This window comes from Shigella sp. FC1967 (genome assembly GCF_001743005.1).
Classification (GTDB): domain Bacteria; phylum Pseudomonadota; class Gammaproteobacteria; order Enterobacterales; family Enterobacteriaceae; genus Proteus.
Genome location: NZ_MIIZ01001009.1, coordinates 1 through 15,451 on the forward strand (window position 1 = coordinate 1; position 15,451 = coordinate 15,451).

Genomic DNA, 15,451 nt, shown 5'->3' on the forward strand with positions numbered 1-15,451 from the left:
ACCATCAATAATATTGCGCTTGATTTTTATGCACAATATGCAGCGACGGGTTCGGCTGTTGTGAGTGGTAGTGCAAATGGCGAAGTTTTGTTTTCTTTAGAATATCTTTAAATGATAAAGGGAACATTTTAGTTCCCTTTATGCATAACCCATTATAAATTAATTGGAATAAAGTTAAATCCAACCTTTAGCCCTAAAGGTTTTTAATGTAGCTACAAAATAACGCATCTCTTCTGGGGTCCCTAACGTTAAACGACTCCAACCAAAAGCAGGCGGGAATTCACGACCTACCATAATATTCGCGTCTTTCATTCTATTTTGATAGGTTTTTACATCGCCTTTCACTTTATGAAATATAAAGTTTGCATGAGAAGGGGCGTATTCAATATTCAGCTCTTTTAAGACATCAACCACCATTTGACGTGAAACATCAATTGATTTACGGCTATATTCCACATAGGCTTTATCTTTTAGCGAAGCTAATGCAGCTACCGCACCTGCAGTATTGGTATTATCAATGGAAACAAACACATCAACATCGGTAATAATTTCAGGTGCGGCAACACCATAACCAACACGTAGCCCAGCTAGCGCATAAATTTTAGAGAAAGTACGCGCAACAATCAGATTTTTATAACCTGCTTCAACTAATGCAATAGCACTGGTAAATTCGGGCGTTGAAACAAACTCAGCGTAAGCCTCATCAATAATAAAAAAGACATTCTCTTTTGCTGATTTCACCCAATTCGATAATTCGGCGCTCGGGGTTAACATTGCGGTTGGGTTATTTGGATTACACAAATACACCATACTAATACCATCAAACTCTTGCGCTTTTTTCTGCATGGTTGCTAAATCAAATGCCAGTGTTTTATCAACAGGGACTTTAACGATCTTTACACCTAAAGGTTCAGCATAAAGTTCGGCATAGTTAAATGTCGGGTCAGGCACAATAAGTTGAACCGCTTTACCTTCTTTTTGACCTTTATTGGCGACATATTGAACTGCTGCTTGAATTGTCTCAGATGAGCCATTTCCCAAGGTAATGTGTTTATCAGAAAGTTTAAATTCCTTTCCTAATTCGCTAATTAATTCGCTACGCGCATCATCTGGATATCTAAATGCATTGGGTAAAGCAGCGATAATCGCTTTCTGGGCGTTGGGCGACATACCTAATGAATTTTCATTGAAATTAAGCAGTAACGGATTTTCTGCATTAACTGCCAATTTACTTTTCAGTACTTCATTTGCATAAGCTGAACTCACAAAAGAACTTAATGATAATCCGCTAATAACAAGGCTGGATGATGTTAAAAAATGACCGACGATTCATGTTATGTTTCCCAAGTAAATTATTCTATGTTTTATTAGTTTTTATAGATTACTAAAAAAAAAGACAGAAGTAAATAAATATGATGAATAAATAATTATTTATTCATCTTGATTTTATGGGAGTAAACAGATAATCAAGTATTTTTGAGATGAAAAGAGGCTTATCTCGATGAGTCTTTAATTGCGATTGCACATTTCTCTGCTTCAGCAATGATCCAGTTTTTTAAACTTATCTTGCTTAGAATTAGGCATGATTTCACGTGGTGAGAGCAAGTAATAGCTTGAACTATCTTTAACGAATCCATGTGTGGCGATAAGCTGTTGATCTTTTAGTTCATCTTGTACCATAAGAAAAGAGGCAATTGTTGTACCTAATCCAGCAAGCGCTGCCTGAATAGCAAGGTAAAAATGTTCATATTGACTGGTATGAGAATAAGTAGATTGTATACCCGAATATTGATACCAATCTTGCCAAGCTTGAGGACGCGATAACGTTGTTAATTGATGATTTGCATGATGGATATTATTAGGCTTTATTACAACGCCAATTCTTTCATTACAGACCTTTGTTGCATAAATATTCTTATGCCATAGGAAGTCATTTCGTCGAAATGCTAAATCGACACCTTCTTTATTGAAATCAATAGCGCCACCAGCCGCCACTAAATGCAGCGTTATTTCAGGATATAAAGCGTAAAAATAAGATAAACGAGGAATAAGCCATTTCATCGCAATAGTCGGCTCACATGAAACCACTAACACGGGGCTATTTAAAGGGGAACGTAGATGTGAAACGGTTTCTTCAAGTTGTTCAAAGATGGAAGAGGTTGTTTTATATAAATATCGTCCCGCTTCATTTAAATAAACCGCCCGATTACGTCGCTCAAATAAAGGAATGCCTAATTCATCTTCTAATAATCGTATTTGTCGACTCACCGCACTGTGAGTGACATGAAGTTGTTCTGCCGCACTGACAAAAACTGCCTGTTTCTGCTGCACTAATTAAAAAAACGACAATGATGTTAAAGAGGGCATTTTCATAGGAGTTGACCATAAATTAAAGTCATAAAAATAGACGATGAAAAATCACAGATATATTGCAAGATAAATCGCTTTTTATTTTTAGTCAAATTAGCAAAATAGAGTGGTTCCTAGTGAGATAAAGAGTTTTTTATTAAAGTAAAAACTTATTTTATGTCACTTTTTATGACTTATTATTGATTCAAAAGTGAGAGTGAGAAAAACAATGAGTGAGCTAATTGCGGTGGCGATGATCACTATATTGGCAGTAATTAGTCCTGGGCCTGATTTTGCTATGGTGACAAAAAACAGTTATTCCTATGGTGTGAAGGTTGGACTTATTACCGCAATGGGGATTGCGATTGGAGTACAAGTCCATGTCTTTTACACCGTATTTGGTATCTCTTTTATTATTATGGGGTCACCAATGCTCTTTTTTATTATGAAATTATTAGGTGTTGGGTATTTAATTTACTTAGGTTTTAAGTCATTAACCAATAACGCACAATTGACGATTGAAAATGCATTAAATTCAGCCCCTAGTGTATTTCAGGCATTACGTGTTGGTTTTTTTACTAATGCTTTAAATCCTAAAACAATGTTATTTGTGATTGCGCTTTATACTCAAGTGGCTAACTTAAGTAATCCTCTTTGGCTAAATCTCTCTTATGGTATGTTTATCTCGATGGTGCATTTGGATTTGGTTTAGCTGTGTTGCACTCTTTTTTTTCCACGCCACTTCTACGAGCTAAAATACTTTCTCATCAGAAAATTGCGGATAAGATTATTGGTGTATTATTAATTCTCTTAGGTGTTGGATTGTTGTTTATTTCAGTAAATTAAAAAATTAATTTAATAAAAAGGAGATCAATAAGTGATCTCCTTTTGTTATTTTTAGTGCCTATTTAATTTGATTCTGGGAACGTTAATGTCGTGCCGGGTGCTTCACGACTAAGGTGAATAAAATTCAGGTGTTTTTCATATTGATCTAAAATATCTGTAATAACCTGCTCTTTGGTGTAATCCATTAAGTCATTCCCTTGTGTGCCTTCCCATAAATACGTTTCTAAACGGTAATAATCTGATTTACCTCGACGAGCACGATAGGTAAATGCGGGCACTGAGTATTTCTGGGGCCAAATTTGATAAATAAAATTCTGTTCTTGGTCAAGATCGACGACAAGTTCTAAATGGTGTAAGCGTTCATTATCTTCAATGGGGTAATAATTGAATTCGACTTTAGCCCCTCGCAATAAAAGCTCTTTAGCTACATCTTGCATGGCTGGCATACAGGTTAAATCTAACATGCGTTGTGTATAGGTTGTTCCTGGGAAATTCATAACCCGTCCTAAACGCTGTTTCCAATTCATCGTGGTATTACCATAAAGTGGAGCGGGTGCATTGGTATTGAGTGAACTAACACGTCGAAAGTCTTCGACTTTTAATGATTTATAAAGTCCTGCCATTATAAAGAAAATAACAAAACTAAAAGGTAATCCCATTATTATTGTTGTGTTTTGTAAGGCTGAAATACCATCAGCCATTAACATACCCAATGTTAACAATCCAATAGCAATAGACCAGAAAATACGAAGCCAGTTAGGTGCATCGTTATTAACATGACTTAATTGAGAGGTAAAATTACCTAATACTAATGAGCCGGAGTCGGCAGAGGTGACATAAAATAGTAGTCCTGTAATGGTGGCAACAGAAGCGGTTAAACCAAAACCGGGATAGAGTTCTAATAATGAATAGAATCCTTTTTCGGGGGCTTCTAAAACAGTTAGTGCCAGTTCTTTATTGCCATGGATCACTTCATATAAAGCACTATTACCAAAAATGGATAACCATAGCAGGGTAAAAACAAAAGGAATAATTAAAGTACCGATAACAAACTGTCGAATGGTTCGTCCTCTTGAGATCCGTGCTAAAAATAGACCAACAAAAGGTGACCATGCAACCCACCAAGCCCAGAAAAAGAGTGTCCAGCTATTCATCCAATCGGTTGGTTTATCAAATGCAAAGCTATTTAATGTCATACCTAAAAAGCGACTAGTATAATCACCAACATTTAATACCAGCGCATTTAATAAAAACTCAGTATCACCCGCAAATAAGATAAATAAAATCAGCCCCAGTGCGAGTAATACATTGAGTTCAGATAAAATCCTAATTCCCTTGTTAACACCTGATGTTGCCGAAATCACGGCCATAATAACCGATAATAGAATTAATCCACCTTGAACACCTAGCCCTTGGGGCAAGTCAAAAAGAACCTTTAAGCCATAATTAAGTTGTACAACACCAATACCTAGCGTCGTGGCGATACCAAAAATAGTGCCTAATACTGCGGCAATATCAACAGTATGACCAATTGGACCATAAATACGATTCCCAAAAATAGGATAAAGTGCAGAACGTATGGTTAACGGCAAATTATAACGATAGCTAAAATAACCTAGCGCAATACCAATAAGTGCATACATAGACCAGCCCGTCAGGCCATAGTGGAATAAAGTCCACACCATCGACTGACGGGCTGCTTCTATTGTTTCACCTTCGCCAGTTGGCGGTAGCATATATTGTGTAATTGGCTCTGCGACTGAGAAAAACATCAAATCAATCCCAATACCCGCTGCAAATAACATTGCAGACCAACTTAAAACACTAAATTCAGGTTTTGATTGTTCGGGCCCTAATTTGATATTTCCAAAACGAGAAGTGGCGACAAAAATAACAAAAACAATGTATAACGTTGCGGCTAATAAATAGTACCAACCGAAGGTTTTTGATACCCATCCCAGTGTGGCCACAATCCAAGTATTTGCGGTTTCTGTCATCAAAATAGTGAAAAAAGAAAACGCTAAAATTAGCGTTGCTGAAGCGAAAAAAACAACAGAATTTAGCTTATCTTTCTGTGGTTTTTTTGTGCTGTTAAGAGTTGTCATCAGAAATTCCAAAAATTTATTTATCTAAAAGTTAAAAGTTGCATTCTTTGTTAACTAATTGAATTAGTTGCAAAGATTCAAATTTTCACAATATCCTCCTAAATCAAATTGTAAATTAATTGTGATAAACAATAGTTAATATTGATTGAATGTTCAATTAAAAAAACGTTTAATAACCGTGTTCAATGTATTTTTTAGGTCTTTAAAACATGCCGAAGATAGGAATGCAGTCGATACGTAAACAGCAATTAATCCAAGCGACGTTAGCCGTCATTAATGAGGTTGGAATGCAAGAGGCGAGCATCGCGTTGATAGCTCGAAAAGCCGGTGTTTCTAACGGCATTATTAGTCACTATTTTCGTGATAAAAATGGATTATTAGAAGCCGCTATGCGCCATATTCAGTACCAATTAGGTTTTGCAGTGGCGATACGCTTAAGAATGTTAAGTGATGCAACACCAAAGCGACGCATTCAAGCCATTGTTGAAGGTAACTTTGATACGACTCAAACCAGTGAAGCAGCAATGAAAACATGGCTAGCATTCTGGGCAAGTAGTATGCATCAGCCTAATTTGAATCGTCTACAAAAGGTCAATGATAAAAGGCTTTATTCCAACTTAAGTTACGAGTTTGGGCGTGTTCTTACGAAAGATCAAGCACGTTTGGCAGCAAAAGGGTTAGCTGCATTAATTGATGGTTTATGGCTACGAAGTGCACTAAGTAATGTGCCGTTCTCTCTTGATGAAGCCAAAATCATTACCAATGAATATATCGATATGCAACTGAAAAATCGGAGTCAAATAAAGACTTAAAAAAAGTAATAATAAAGGAGAAAATATGCCAAACCCACCGTTACATAAACTCTATATTCATGGTGGATATGTCGATTGTGCAGAGCCGGAATGTGAACAATTTAATGCGATCAATCCCGCTAATGGCGAAGTCATTGCTCATTTACAATCGGCAAGTGAAGAAGATATCAATTGGGCTGTCGAGAGTGCAAAGCAAGGGCAACAAATTTGGAGTGCAATGACTGCGATAGAAGAGCTCGAATTTTGAGACGTGCTGTTGATATTTTACGTGAACGTAATGATGAATTGGCTCATTTAGAAACCTTAGATACGGGTAAACCGCTATCTGAAACACGTTATGTCGATATAGTGACAGGCGCTGATGTATTAGAATATTACGCAGGTCTTATTCCCGCACTTGAAGGAACACAAATCCCACTTAGGAAAACTGCTTTTGCTTATACTCGTCGTGAGCCTTTGGGGGTCGTTGCGGGTATTGGTGCTTGGAATTATCCTATTCAAATCGCATTGTGGAAATCTGCACCTGCACTTGCCGCAGGCAATGCCATGATCTTCAAACCGAGTGAAATGACCTCACTTACCGCCTTAAAACTGGCTGAAATATACACAGAGGCGGGATTGCCGAAAGGGGTTTTTAATGTTGTTACTGGAAAAGCCAATGTGGGGCAATGGTTAACACAACATCCTGACATTGCAAAAGTTTCTTTTACTGGGGGAATTGAAACTGGCAAGAAAGTGATGGCAAATGCTTCTGCATCAAGTTTAAAAGAAGTGACAATGGAACTTGGTGGAAAATCGCCTTTAATTATTTTTGATGATGCCGATTTAGATACTGCTGCGGATATTGCAATGATGGCTAACTTTTATAGTTCAGGTCAAGTTTGCACTAACGGAACGCGCGTATTTGTACCCGAAACGTTAAAAAAAGCATTTGAAGCCAAAATCACTGAACGTGTCTCTCGCATTCGAATCGGCTCTCCTCTTGAAATGGACATCAATTTTGGTCCTTTGGTCAGCTTTTCACATCTTGAGAAAGTCTTGAATTATATTGAGTTAGGTAAATCTCAAGGGGCGAGATTACTTTGTGGTGGCCATCGTTTATTAGACGGTGATTTTGCACAAGGTGCTTATGTTGCGCCAACTGTTTTTACTGATTGCACAGATGATATGCAAATTACGCAAGACGAAATATTTGGTCCAGTAATGAGTATTCTGAGTTATCAAACGGAAGATGAAGTGATCTTACGCGCAAATAATAGCGTTTATGGTTTAGCGGCGGGTCTTGTTACCAAAGATCTTACAACCGCTCACCGTGTTATTCACCAATTGGACGCTGGGATTTGTTGGATTAACACATGGGGTGAGTCGCCAGCAGAAATGCCCGTTGGTGGTTATAAACATTCTGGTGTCGGGCGTGAAAACGGGCTGGTCACATTACAGAATTATACGCAAATAAAATCTATTCAAATTGAACTTGGGGAGTTCTCATCCGTTTTTTAATCCATTCTTTTTTTAATGACTGAAACAGAGGAGATAACAATGGTCTATGACTACATTATTATCGGTGCTGGTTCAGCCGGTAACGTTCTTGCAACCCGCTTGACAGAAGATCCTGAAGTTACTGTGCTGCTCCTTGAAGCTGGAGGTCCGGACTACAGGTTCGATTTTCGTACACAAATGCCAGCGGCATTAGCTTACCCGTTACAAGGCAGGCGATATAACTGGGCTTATGAAACAGAGCCTGAACCACATATGAATAACCGACGCATGGAATGCGGTCGAGGTAAAGGGCTAGGTGGCTCATCACTGATTAACGGTATGTGTTATATCCGTGGTAATGCGATGGATTTTGATGGATGGGCAACATTACCCGGTCTTGAAGAGTGGGATTATTTAAGCTGTTTGCCTTATTTTCGTAAAGCGGAAACGCGAGATATTGGTGCTAATGATTACCATGGTAATAAAGGGCCTGTTAGTGTAACAACACCCAAACAAGGCAATAATGTTCTCTTTCATGCGATGGTGGAGGCGGGTGTACAAGCGGGATATCCTAAAACCGACGATCTTAACGGCTATCAGCAAGAAGGTTTTGGCCCTATGGATAGAACGGTGACGCCTAAAGGCCGCCGAGCAAGTACCGCGAGAGGTTATCTTGATCAAGCAAAAGCACGAAAAAACTTAACGATTAAGACTCACGCTACAACAGATATTATTGAATTTGAAGGTAAAAAAGCCATTGGTGTTCGCTATTTTTTAGGGGAAAATACCACACCTATTCATGCCAAAGCTAATCGAGAAATATTACTTTGCGCAGGTGCAATTGCTTCTCCTCAAATTTTACAACGTTCTGGTGTTGGATCTGAGGCAGTATTAAATGAATTTAATATTTCACCGGTTCATGTATTACCCGGGGTTGGGGAAAATCTTCAAGATCATTTAGAAATGTATTTGCAGTATGAATGTAAACAACCCGTTTCACTTTATCCTGCTTTAAAATGGTATAATCAGCCGAAGATTGGTGCACAATGGCTATTCCAAGGAACAGGGATCGGGGCAAGTAATCAATTTGAAGCAGGCGGTTTTATTCGCTCGAGTGAAAAATTTGCATGGCCCAATATTCAATTCCATTTTCTGCCGGTTGCGATTAATTATAATGGAACCAACGCCGTAGAGATCCATGGATTCCAAGCACATGTGGGATCCATGCGTTCCCCTAGCCGAGGACGTGTAAGATTAGCCTCTACGGATCCTCATCAACATCCTCGAATTTTGTTTAATTACATGTCAACAGAACAGGACTGGGAAGAATTTCGAGCCGCAATTCGGATCACGCGAGAAATTATGGCCCAACCAGCGTTAGATGCTTATCGCGGGGAAGAAATTAGTCCGGGTAAACATATCCAAAGTGATGAAGAGCTTGATACTTTTATTAGAGAACGAGCAGAAACGGCATTTCATCCTTGTGGTACGTGTAAAATGGGAACAGATGACATGGCTGTTGTTGATAGTGAAGGGCGAGTGCATGGCATCGAAAACATAAGGGTTATTGATGCGTCAATTATGCCTTTAATCATCACGGGCAATTTGAATGCGACAACCATTATGATGGCAGAAAAGATAGCGGATAAGATCAGAGGAATTAAACCGTTACCTAAAAGTCAAGCGAAATACTATGTTGCAGGGAGTGCTCCTGTAAAAAGACTCGCTTAAGTGAGTGATCCACAATAGGTAAAAGAGGGATAGAAATCCCTCTTTTTTTGTTTTTTATCAATATTTCTTTTTATGGTTCCTCTAAGTTTATATAAAAAATATTTATGTAAGTAGAGGTTTTTGGGAAAAGGAATATGATTAATTCCTATTATAAATATTTCTAAATAAAATGACTTTATAAAAGTCATTCAAAATAATGAGATAAATTCAACAAAGACAACGATTTTTCTCCTGTTTTTGTGATGAATATCAACTCTCTGTCAATGACACTTTCCATTAATTATCGTAAACAGACAACGAAAACGTTTGCATATTATTTTTATGTAGATAGAATTCGTCAGATTTTTTTGGCCTGGTGAAATTAATAGGGGGTTAAAGTGTCTCAGGACAACAATTACAGTCAGGGCCCTGTGCCCATATCCGCAAGAAAGGGTGGATTGGCGTTAACCTTTGTGATGTTGGGATTAACGTTTTTTTCAGCCAGTATGTGGACTGGCGGCGCTCTTGGTACTGGTCTTTCCTTTAATGATTTCTTCCTCGCAGTTCTAATTGGTAATCTTCTTCTTGGTATCTACACCGCATTTCTTGGTTTTATTGGTTCAAAAACAGGTCTTACTACTCATCTCCTCGCGCGTTACTCTTTCGGTATTAAAGGTTCTTGGCTCCCTTCATTTTTACTCGGTGGTACTCAGGTCGGTTGGTTTGGTGTGGGAGTGGCAATGTTTGCCATACCAGTAGGAAAAGCCACGGGTATTGATATTAATCTCCTTATCGCCGTTTCTGGCATTTTAATGACCATCACTGTTTTCTTCGGTATTTCCGCGCTCACTGTCCTCTCTATCATTGCTGTTCCTGCCATTGCTATCCTTGGAAGTTACTCGGTTTATCTTGCTATACATGATATGGGAGGGCTTTCAACGTTAATGGCGGTTAAACCTGCTCAGCCATTAGATTTTAATTTAGCGCTGGCAATGGTCGTTGGATCGTTTATTAGTGCGGGAACGCTTACCGCTGACTTTGTCCGCTTTGGACGAAACCCGAAAGTTGCCGTGATTGTCGCCATTATTGCCTTCTTCTTAGGAAATACATTGATGTTTGTCTTTGGTGCCGCGGGGGCCGCATCATTAGGAATGGCTGATATTTCGGATGTGATGATAGCGCAAGGATTATTACTTCCGGCTATCGTGGTGCTGGGTTTAAATATCTGGACAACGAATGACAACGCGTTATATGCATCAGGATTAGGTTTTGCCAATATCACGGGCTTATCAAGTAAAAAGCTTTCAGTGATAAATGGCATTGTTGGTACACTGTGTGCATTATGGCTCTATAATAACTTTGTCGGTTGGTTAACCTTTTTATCTGCAGCCATTCCGCCCGTAGGTGGGGTTATTATTGCAGATTATCTGATGAATAAAGCGCGTTATAACACTTTCAATGTTGATAAAATGCAATCAGTTAATTGGGTTGCGTTACTCGCTGTTGCCATTGGCATTATGGCAGGGCACTGGTTACCAGGTATCGTACCTGTTAATGCCGTATTAGGTGGTGCAATTAGTTATGCTGTATTAAATCCAATATTAAATCGTCGTGCAGCTCGACAAGCGGAGATAAGTCATGCTGGGTAAGAATATCGAACAAATTAATCATGCACGTCTAGTTAAAAAAGAAGGTTTATGGCGTATTACGCTTAAAAACAACAAAATTGAAGCGATAGAGCCACAACCTGAATATGATTTTCATCCTGAAGCATTAGATGCGCAAGGTGGTTTAGTTCACGCTCCTTTTATTGAACCTCATATTCATTTAGATACCACACAAACAGCAGGGCAACCGAATTGGAATCAATCGGGAACGTTATTTGAAGGTATTGAGCGTTGGGCTGAAAGAAAAGCACTGTTAACTCATGATGATGTTAAACAACGCGCATGGCAAACACTTCAATGGCAAATTGCTAATGGTATTCAACATGTTAGAACTCATGTTGACGTTTCGGATGCATCACTCACAGCATTAAAAGCCATGCTGGAAGTGAAAGAAGAAATTAAACCTTGGGTTGATTTACAAATCGTTGCTTTTCCACAAGAAGGTATTTTGTCTTACCCTAATGGTGAAGCATTATTAGAAGAAGCATTAAAATTAGGTGCGGATGTTGTAGGCGCTATTCCACATTTTGAATTTACGCGTGAATATGGTGTTGAGTCACTCCATAAAACCTTTGCATTAGCACAAAAATATGATCGCTTAATTGATGTTCATTGTGATGAAATTGATGATGAGCAATCGCGTTTTGTTGAAACTGTTGCCGCTTTAGCACATAAAGAAAATATGGGCTCAAGAGTGACAGCAAGCCATACAACTGCAATGCACTCTTATAATGGCGCTTATACTTCGCGTTTATTCCGTTTATTAAGAATGTCGGGTATTAACTTTGTGGCGAATCCTTTAGTTAATATTCATCTTCAAGGTCGTTTTGATACTTATCCAAAGCGTCGAGGGATCACTCGCGTAAAAGAGATGTTAGAAAATAATATTAACGTCTGTTTTGGTCATGATGATGTTTTTGATCCTTGGTATCCATTAGGCACAGCAAATATGCTCCAAGTTTTACATATGGGGCTACATGTTTGCCAATTAATGGGCTATGGTCAAATTGATAATGGATTAGAGTTAATTAGTCATAACAGTGCTAAAACATTAGCACTCACTGATTACGGTGTGGAAGTAGGAAAAAGTGCAAATATGATTATTTTGCCTGCAGATAATGGATTTGACGCTTTACGTCGCCAAGTACCGGTGCGTTATTCTCTTCGCCAAGGTAAAGTGATTGCACAGACAGAACCCGCAAAAGCTGAGATTATGTTAGATAAGCCAACAGCGATTAATTATAAATAATCTGACCGGTTTTATTTTTAAATGGCGAATAAGTCTAATAATGGCTTATTCGTTATTTTTTTTATTAGTAATTAACTCATCTTCATCCCATAATTTTGTTTATTTCTTCTATATGCTTTGCACAATAAATCTATATTCGCTGATTTCTCTTTGTATAAAAATAAACCATTGCAGATTTACCTAATTCAACTAAAATAGTGCCTTGTTAGATCCTCTCCGTATTACTGCGGCTGCTATCCCTTTAATCTGAGAGGTTATTATGTCTATACAAAGAGATCGTGGTTGGCGTCAATGCGTTAACCGCAAAAATAAACATCAAGAAATGGGTTGTTCACGAGTAATGTTTAAACCAGAAAAAAAATGGTCTAATTTATATACTCGATCACTGAAAATGACCAGAGCTGCACAACTAGGAATTGAATACCCAAGAATTTCTCGTAGTCAGCGTCGATTAAATGCGTTATCTGATAGTGAATAAAGATGAATATCTTATTTATTTGCAGTAAAAATCAGTGGCGAAGCCCAACTGCGGAACTGTTGTTTGCAGATAGAGAAGGTATTAATACGCTTTCAGCGGGGACGCGCAAAGATGCGCAATGTGTCGTTGATAACGAATTATTAAAATGGGCTGATTTAGTGCTTGTCATGGAATCTAAACATTTAAATCGATTATTGGCATATTTTCCTGCAACAATGCGCTATAAAAAAGCATATTTATTGGGAATTCCTGATAATTATCGCTTTAACGATCCGGCATTAATTGAGCTTCTTGAACGGAAAGTTCAGCTTTATTTACCCATGGAAGCCAAGCTTCCAACTCAATAATGTTTTAATCTTGATAAAAAAACGCTCAGTTCAAAAATTAAAACTGGGCGTTTTTTATTATCTAAAGATTTCTTATATGTATAAGAAGCGCTGACTAGATTTTTACTATTGGCTATTTTTTCTGATCAGAGCCGCTAATTGTGCAAGCTCCTCATCATTCGCTCGTTCAAAATCGTGAGATGAAAGATAACCTGGATATTTATCAAAGAAAATTTTCTGTTTATTTCAATGGGCGCCATTTCGTCATATCACCCGTGCCATGCATCGGACTAAGCTTACTATGGACATGATCGACCCCAAATCCTTCAAAAAACATGCCTGAGCGGGAAACATCAGGAAATGTTTTATCTAAGATTTTTGCTACTTTCTTTGTGGCAATCACTAATAAAGCTAAAGCTTCATCACTGAGATCAAAGGCGTAACTTGGATAGTGTTTTTTAGGAATAACAACGGTAAAGCCTTTGGTATTCGGAAATATAGACAGAAATGCAAGGTGATGTTCGTCTTCCCAAATTTTATGGCAAGGTGCCTTTCCAGCAACGATTTGACAGAAAATACAGTTATCCATAGTCGCCTCATAATAAAAGTACTCGTTATACTTCAAGTTGTCGCGTTGTTGACTGCGTTCATTCGCGCTAGTCACATATCTTGTATGCGCCTAGTGACTCATGCATTTGTCACCTAGCTACATCTTGAATTATTTAGAGTATCTACTCATCGAGCATAAGATTGTTAAAGTAGGTTTCTTTCCGCTAAATCAAGTGCGTAGTAAGATAAAATTAAATCTGCACCAGCACGTTTAATGGAGCCCAATGTTTCCATCACAACACGATCTTCATCAATTGCACCCGCTAATGCTGCAAATTTAATTTGTGCATATTCACCGCTGATTTGATAAGCCGCTAAAGGTAATAGCGTGCGTTCACGCACATCGCGAATAATATCTAAATAAGCCCCAGCGGGTTTTACCATCAGCATATCAGCGCCTTCTTGCTCATCAATTAATGATTCGCGGATCGCTTCACGGCGGTTCATTGGGTTCATTTGATAAGTTTTACGATCACCAATTAAGCGAGAGCCCGCTGCATCACGGAAAGGACCATATAAGGCAGACGCAAATTTAGTTGAGTAAGAAACAATACCTGTGTTGCTAAACCCAGCTTTATCAAGTGCGGCACGAATAGCAGCGACTTGACCGTCCATTGCGGCTGATGGAGCAATAAAGTCAGCTCCCGCTTGTGCTGCAGCAACAGCCTGAAGACCTAAATTATAAATAGTTTCGTCATTATCAACATGATCACCATGTAAAACACCACAGTGACCATGTGAGGTGTATTCACAAAAACAGGTATCAGACATGACAATCATTTCAGGTACGGCATCTTTACAAATACGCGACATACGAGAAACTAAGCCATCACTTTTCCAAGCATCACTCCCTGTTTCATCAAGGTGATGAGATACCCCAAAAGTCATGACTGTCTTAATGCCTGCTTTTGCAATACGTTCAATTTCATAAGCAAGACGTTTTTCAGGAATACGAACGACACCGGGCATGCTTTTAATCGGTTGATAATCATCAAGCCCTTCTTCTACAAATATAGGTAGAGCGAGATCATTTTTAGTCAGTGTGGTTTCTTGAAAGAGTGCGCGCAGGTTTTCGGACTGGCGTAGTCTTCTTAAACGCTGGATGGATTGTTCGTTGCTCACAATATCTCCTTTTTATGGCCAGTACTAACAAGTATTTACCGAGGTATTATAAACCTTAATATCGATAGATAGATACTGCATAATTGATACTCGTTATACATCAAGCTATCGCCTAACGACATCTTGAATTATTTATAGAGGAAGAGAAAAAACAAAAGCAAAAGGGAAGAAGAATAATTGATGGAAAGAAATAAAAAAAGAGCAGGATAATTTCTACTCTTTAAATTGATTGCTACTCATTTTTTTTTAATAAGAAGATTATTTTTTTTGACTCTTCTAATGCCGCGACCATTTGAATTTTACAAGCCGCAATAATTTGAGTTAAACCGTCTTGGAATTCTGCACGAGAGCCAATTTCAGATTTGGCTTCACGTAGAGAATTAACAACCTCAATCGCACCTTCAGTGAATTGCGCTTCCGTTGCATCCAGTTTTGCAAAATCAAATTTCTTTGCGTTTAGAGAAGCCATTGCATCTTTAGCAATTTTCTCTGCAGGCTCTTTTGTATCATAAGCTTTAATTGAGATATCTTTAAAGGTATCGCAGTAATCATCTGCCATTTTTGTTGGGTTCGCAAAAGCAACGGCAGGTAATAATAGCAGAGATAAGAGAAGTGGTTTCATTTTAGCCTCATGTTTATTTTTAGTGCGTAATTATTGAGTGTAACATATAAACAGGGATGACGATAAATCAGAATAAG

At 38.3% G+C, this 15,451-nt stretch carries 10 protein-coding genes and 4 pseudogenes; 8 read left to right on the forward strand and 6 right to left on the reverse strand.

All coding sequences use genetic code 11. From position 1 onward, the window contains the following. Positions 1 to 174: 174 nt before the first annotated feature. A pseudogene (locus BHE89_RS17420) lies at positions 175 to 1,333 on the reverse strand (pyridoxal phosphate-dependent aminotransferase). Between the two features lie 203 nt (positions 1,334 to 1,536). Then, positions 1,537 to 2,331 carry a LysR substrate-binding domain-containing protein gene (locus tag BHE89_RS17425; protein ID WP_128860672.1) on the reverse strand — a complete coding sequence of 265 codons (795 nt, stop codon included), beginning with the start codon at positions 2,329 to 2,331 and terminating at the stop codon, positions 1,537 to 1,539. 247 nt (positions 2,332 to 2,578) lie between these two features. Between BHE89_RS17425 and BHE89_RS17430 the strand changes: the two are divergent. After that, positions 2,579 to 3,195: pseudogene (locus BHE89_RS17430) on the forward strand (LysE family translocator). 62 nt (positions 3,196 to 3,257) lie between these two features. Here BHE89_RS17430 and BHE89_RS17435 read toward each other — a convergent pair. Next, entirely contained in the window at positions 3,258 to 5,300 is a 2,043-nt protein-coding gene (locus BHE89_RS17435; RefSeq protein WP_069369001.1) for a choline transporter, read from the reverse strand. A 209-nt stretch (positions 5,301 to 5,509) separates the two neighbouring features. Between BHE89_RS17435 and betI the strand changes: the two genes are divergently transcribed. The 7 genes and pseudogenes from betI (at position 5,510) to BHE89_RS17470 (ending at position 13,042) form a co-directional block, all read left to right on the forward strand. Beyond that, positions 5,510 to 6,112 carry a transcriptional regulator BetI gene (gene betI, locus BHE89_RS17440; protein WP_069369002.1) on the forward strand — a complete coding sequence of 201 codons (603 nt, stop codon included), beginning with the start codon at positions 5,510 to 5,512 and terminating at the stop codon, positions 6,110 to 6,112. A 25-nt stretch (positions 6,113 to 6,137) separates the two neighbouring features. Then, positions 6,138 to 7,612: pseudogene (gene betB, locus BHE89_RS17445) on the forward strand (betaine-aldehyde dehydrogenase). Positions 7,613 to 7,651: 39 nt separating this feature from the next. Continuing rightward, entirely contained in the window at positions 7,652 to 9,322 is a 1,671-nt protein-coding gene (gene betA / locus BHE89_RS17450) for a choline dehydrogenase (protein WP_069369004.1), read from the forward strand. A gap of 377 nt (positions 9,323 to 9,699) precedes the next feature. Further along, on the forward strand, positions 9,700 to 10,950 hold the full coding sequence (codB, locus tag BHE89_RS17455; RefSeq protein ID WP_069369005.1) for a cytosine permease: 1,251 nt from the start codon (positions 9,700 to 9,702) through the stop codon (positions 10,948 to 10,950). Further along, positions 10,940 to 12,217, forward strand: a complete 1,278-nt coding sequence (locus BHE89_RS17460; protein WP_069369006.1) for a cytosine deaminase — start codon at positions 10,940 to 10,942, stop codon at positions 12,215 to 12,217. Before codB ends, BHE89_RS17460 begins: the two co-directional genes overlap by 11 nt. Positions 12,218 to 12,476: 259 nt before the next feature. After that, the gene (locus BHE89_RS17465; protein WP_069369007.1) at positions 12,477 to 12,695 is read left to right on the forward strand and encodes a hypothetical protein; all 219 of its coding nucleotides are present in this window, start codon (positions 12,477 to 12,479) and stop codon (positions 12,693 to 12,695) included. 2 nt (positions 12,696 to 12,697) lie between these two features. Then, complete coding sequence (locus BHE89_RS17470) at positions 12,698 to 13,042, forward strand: low molecular weight protein tyrosine phosphatase family protein (RefSeq protein WP_069369008.1); 345 nt, start codon at positions 12,698 to 12,700, stop codon at positions 13,040 to 13,042. 105 nt (positions 13,043 to 13,147) lie between these two features. Here the strand turns inward: BHE89_RS17470 and BHE89_RS17475 are convergent. The 3 genes and pseudogenes from BHE89_RS17475 to BHE89_RS17485 form a co-directional block, all read right to left on the reverse strand. Further along, positions 13,148 to 13,610, reverse strand: a pseudogene (locus BHE89_RS17475) (HIT family protein). A 164-nt stretch (positions 13,611 to 13,774) separates the two neighbouring features. Next, positions 13,775 to 14,752 (reverse strand): porphobilinogen synthase, encoded by a 978-nt coding sequence (hemB, locus tag BHE89_RS17480; protein WP_069369010.1) that lies wholly within the window; start codon positions 14,750 to 14,752, stop codon positions 13,775 to 13,777. 232 nt (positions 14,753 to 14,984) lie between these two features. Further along, on the reverse strand, positions 14,985 to 15,374 hold the full coding sequence (locus tag BHE89_RS17485) for a hypothetical protein (RefSeq protein ID WP_128860673.1): 390 nt from the start codon (positions 15,372 to 15,374) through the stop codon (positions 14,985 to 14,987). Between the last annotated feature and the right edge of the window lie 77 nt (positions 15,375 to 15,451).

Excerpts from the sequence above, each read along its gene's own strand:
- BHE89_RS17470 (WP_069369008.1), top strand. The coding sequence starts at position 12,698 with ATGAATATCTTATTTATTTGCAGTAAAAATCAGTGGCGAAGCCCAACT.
- BHE89_RS17465 (WP_069369007.1), top strand. The coding sequence starts at position 12,477 with ATGTCTATACAAAGAGATCGTGGTTGGCGTCAATGCGTTAACCGCAAA.
- BHE89_RS17485 (WP_128860673.1), bottom strand. The coding sequence starts at position 15,374 with ATGAAACCACTTCTCTTATCTCTGCTATTATTACCTGCCGTTGCTTTT.
- BHE89_RS17435 (WP_069369001.1), bottom strand. The coding sequence starts at position 5,300 with ATGACAACTCTTAACAGCACAAAAAAACCACAGAAAGATAAGCTAAAT.
- BHE89_RS17460 (WP_069369006.1), top strand. The coding sequence starts at position 10,940 with ATGCTGGGTAAGAATATCGAACAAATTAATCATGCACGTCTAGTTAAA.
- betI (WP_069369002.1), top strand. The coding sequence starts at position 5,510 with ATGCCGAAGATAGGAATGCAGTCGATACGTAAACAGCAATTAATCCAA.
- betA (WP_069369004.1), top strand. The coding sequence starts at position 7,652 with ATGGTCTATGACTACATTATTATCGGTGCTGGTTCAGCCGGTAACGTT.